Origin of the sequence: Muriicola sp. (assembly GCF_049669965.1) — a bacterium.
GTDB lineage: Bacteria > Bacteroidota > Bacteroidia > Flavobacteriales > Flavobacteriaceae > Muriicola.
In genome coordinates this window covers 1-4,072 of the sequence record NZ_JBATLB010000205.1, presented here as the reverse complement: position 1 = coordinate 4,072, position 4,072 = coordinate 1, and the positions used below count along the sequence as shown (strand labels likewise).

The 4,072-nt window shown below is 43.2% G+C and carries 4 protein-coding genes and 1 pseudogene; all 5 read left to right on the top strand.

What is annotated here, in order from left to right; translation table 11 throughout:
• A pseudogene (locus WBM49_RS10595) lies at positions 1 to 310 on the top strand (hypothetical protein); the annotation flags it as partial.
• 87 nt (positions 311 to 397) lie between these two features.
• Entirely contained in the window at positions 398 to 1,096 is a 699-nt protein-coding gene (locus tag WBM49_RS10590) for a porin family protein (RefSeq protein WP_424372021.1), read from the top strand.
• Positions 1,097 to 1,173: 77 nt separating this feature from the next.
• Positions 1,174 to 1,809, top strand: a complete 636-nt coding sequence (locus tag WBM49_RS10585; RefSeq protein WP_424372020.1) for a sulfatase-like hydrolase/transferase — start codon at positions 1,174 to 1,176, stop codon at positions 1,807 to 1,809.
• Entirely contained in the window at positions 1,778 to 3,592 is a 1,815-nt protein-coding gene (locus tag WBM49_RS10580; protein ID WP_424372019.1) for a sulfatase-like hydrolase/transferase, read from the top strand. Before WBM49_RS10585 ends, WBM49_RS10580 begins: the two co-directional genes overlap by 32 nt.
• A 188-nt stretch (positions 3,593 to 3,780) precedes the next feature.
• Positions 3,781 to 4,072: hypothetical protein (locus WBM49_RS10575; protein WP_424372018.1), on the top strand; the 292-nt coding region annotated here is incomplete at its 3' end.

Here is a 4,072-nt window from a genome sequence, read left to right as displayed (position 1 = left end):
TCTTAAAACCGATTTAGATAATTGGTACGGTGAGTTAACACCAATCAAACAAGAACTGTATAAAAATATTTACAACCGATTGGATTCTGGTTTATCAGACTTAAGAAATAATGTTGAAAATGGTTATATCAGCTATAGCTTCAATAAATCAATTGATAATCCCTGGAATATGTTGATAGGTGCCCAGTGGCAAATTAATCATCGCTGGCAATTACGCGCCGAAGCTCAATTTTTAGGAGATAGAACAGCTGGTCTTTTTTCACTGAATTATCGTTTTGGTATTCGCGGAAAAAACTGGTTCTCAAAATAATTGGAATAAAATTTTTATTTGAACGTAATGAAGTATATTTAAAATGAATATGAGATGATTTAACCTAACCGCCAAACTATCTGCCGTATGAAAAAAATAATATGTGTTATAGGTCTTTTACTCTTTAGTATCAACATACAATCTCAAGTTTTAATATCCCTGTTATTAGGGGATAAGTTGAATTCAGATGGCTTAGAATTTGGTCTCGAGACTGGTTTTAACTTTTCACAAATATCAAATTTAGAAAGCTCAAGCACATTAGGTACGTGGAATATAGGTTTTTACTTTGATATCCGCATGAAAAACCAATGGTCTCTTTACACCGGGGTATTAGTGAAATCAAATTTAGGCACCAATAAACTTACAGAGACTGATTTAGAAATGCTTAATAGTACAATTTATGATGAAGGCGGTGATTATAGCCAACGTATGAATTATTTTCTTGTTCCTGCCCTTGTAAGGTATAAGTTCCGTAACAACATGTATGCAGAAGCCGGACCCCAATTTGGCCTTATGTATAAAGCATGGGTTGAATATAACGCCGATTCAGGTGATAGAGAAGCTAGAATTAGAGAATCAAATAAAGACGATATTAATTCCCTGGATGCAGGCCTTACCATCGGAACCGGTTACATACTGTCTAAAGGCACAGGTATCACCATAGGCCTTAAATATTATTTTGGACTGGTTAATGTGTACAAAGATATTAATAACACCAGGAATAGCTCCCTCTTTTTAAAGGTAAATATTCCAATAGGAGCTAATAAGGCGAAAAACAAGAATTAGTGAAAAACAACAAAGTCATGTTATAAGTATAAAATTCTTTACTTGAAATATTTATATAATTTAAAAAAACGATTAAAATGGAGACTACAAAAATGAAAAAGACCTTAAATTCAATCATTAGCCTGGCCATGATGGCGATCATGTTTTCCTGTAACACAGGTACTGATAAATCAGTAGATAAAGATGGCAACGCCATTCCCTATCCTAATGCGGAGTGGAAAGGCGTCCAGGGAAAGACCTTGGCGGACTCCAAACCCGATTTTATCGGGCAACCAAAGGCTCCGGAGGGAGCTCCAAATGTGTTGATTGTCATGCTCGATGATGCCGGATATTCTAACGCAAGCTCTTTCGGTGGCGTAATGAAAACCCCCACCTTCGACCGTATTGGTGATGAAGGGCTACGTTACACCCACATGTCTGTTGCCGCCGTGTGTTCTCCTACACGGGGCTCATTGCTCACCGGTTACAATATTCACCAGATCGGTACAGGCATTATATCTGAGTTTGCCACGGGCTATCCGGGCTACAATTCGCAGATCGATTACAGCACCCCATCCATTGCCAAAATCTTAACCGAAAATGGTTATGCTACGGCAGCTTTTGGGAAATGGCACAATACACCCATGGAAGAAGCTTCTCCGGCCGGGCCGTTTGAGAGCTGGCCAACAGGTGTATGGGGTTTTGAGTATTTCTGGGGATTTCTGGGGGGGTGAAACCAACCAGTTCCATCCATTATTGTACGAAAATACTACGGCTATTGAAACACCCAAAACCAATGCCGATGGATCAACATTCCACATATCACATGGTATGGCCGATCAGGCCATAAAATGGCTCGACAACTGGAAAGGGCTTCGGGATAATCCTTTCTTTATGTATTATACACCTGGAGCAGTTCATGCACCCATACAGGTTCCTGAGGAATGGCGTGATAAATACAAAGGGCAATTTGATGAGGGATGGCATGTGTATCGAGAGCAACTGCTGGAGCGCCAGAAAAAGCTGGGACTGGTTTCCGAAGATGCTGAAATGGTAGAATGGCCGGAGGTTATCCCCGAATGGGATTCATTCAGTGAAGAAGGAAAAAAATACCTGGCCCGCCAGATGGAGGTCAATGCAGCCTTCCTGGAACATGTGGATTATCATATCGGAAGGGTTATCAGTCATTTGGAAGAAATGGGAGAACTGGACAATACGATGATCGTATATCTTACCGCTGATAATGGTAATACTGCTGAAGGTACACCTACCGGTACCTTTTCTGAGTTGCTTTTTCAAAATGGCTTCCCTCCTCTTACTATGGACCAACAATTAGAGAAGCTGGAAAAATTTGGTGGACTTGATGCCTGGGGCGGTCCTCATCTTGCAAACCACTATTCTGTGGCTTGGGCATACGCCTCATCAACCCCGTACCAGTGGACCAAACAAATAGCTTCGCACTTTGGGGGCACCATGTCGGCAACAGCCATACGATACCCCAAAGCAATTAATGCCAGAGGCGAATGGCGGAGACAGTTTCAGAATATCACCGACCTGGTACCAACCATACTCGAGGTTACCGGTGTACCTGCCCCGGACTATGTGAACGGACAGAAAAGAGAGCCTTATCCAGGAAAATCGCTTACCTATGCCTGGAACGATCCGGATGCCAAAACCAACCATCCCACCCAGTATTTTGAAATGAGCGGATTCATGGGATTATACCACGAAGGCTGGACACTTTGCGGAAAACCCTACCGTATTCCCTGGTCTGTTGATTCTGAAGCTATGGCAAACTTCGACCCCCTGAACACCGAATGGGAATTGTATAATATTGAAGAGGATCCGATACAGCAAGTAAACCTAGCAGATCAATACCCGGAAAAAGTTAAAGAATTGGAGCAATTATTCTGGCAAGAGGCAGAAAAGTATAATGTGTACCCCGTGGGTGGTTCTATGGGCAGAATGCTGCAACCGGAATCCAACCCGCAAAAGGCAGCCAAGAGACATTGGGAACTCACACCGAATGTTTACAGGGTACCCGAATTTGCTGGACCGGAGATCAAATCTACCAATTACGAGATTAACGCCTATATTACTGCCGACAAAAACACAGAGGGTGTTATTTATGCGGTAGGTGAACACATTGGCGGACAGGCACTGTTTATTAAAGACGGTAAACTGCGCTACAGCTATTCCACGCTCGGCCTTTACTGGCATGATTTCGACGGCGATGTAAAAATCCCTTATGGGGATATTAAGATCACCCTGAAACATACCATGAAGGAACCAAAGCTAAACGGCCCTTCAACTGTAGAATTCTTCATCAACGATGAAAAAGTAGGTGAAATGGATATCAAAGCAACGGTTTACTTTGCCTATACCGGTCATGAAACCTTTGATATCGGCCGGGATGAAGGCATGCCTGTAAATGAAGAATATGCTGAAAGAGATAAATTTATCTTTACCCCGGGGCAATTGCATAAAGTGGTATTTGATATCAAGAACCCGGAATAACAGGAAACAAGTCGCAGGATGGGTCACAAATAAATGTTAAAACCGCCCATGTAATCGATACACGAGACATGGTTCGACAAGAGCAAAGCGTTGCTGTGACCCATCCTGCATTTAGTGTTTGATGGACGTTAAGCCCCCGTGACCGGCGGTGGCAGAGCAAACGACGAGGAATTTAAATGAGACAAATTATGAGAACAATTAAAAGCAGACAAATTATGAGAACCATGAATGTGGCCTTGCTGACGATCTTCCTATCAGTGGCCTTATCGTTGTCCTGCGTAGGACAAGACCCTGCGCTACCCGCAGTGTTTGGCGACGGCGCCGATGCCAGGTACGATCGTGTTGATAATGTGCACCAGGTGCGATTCGTCGAAATCTTCCTTGTCGGCCGCGAAGCAGGCACAGGGGACTTCGTCGCCGCCGTATACAACACCATGTACACCCCTCAGGGCATCCCGAAATCGAAAGACACTGCCCCCC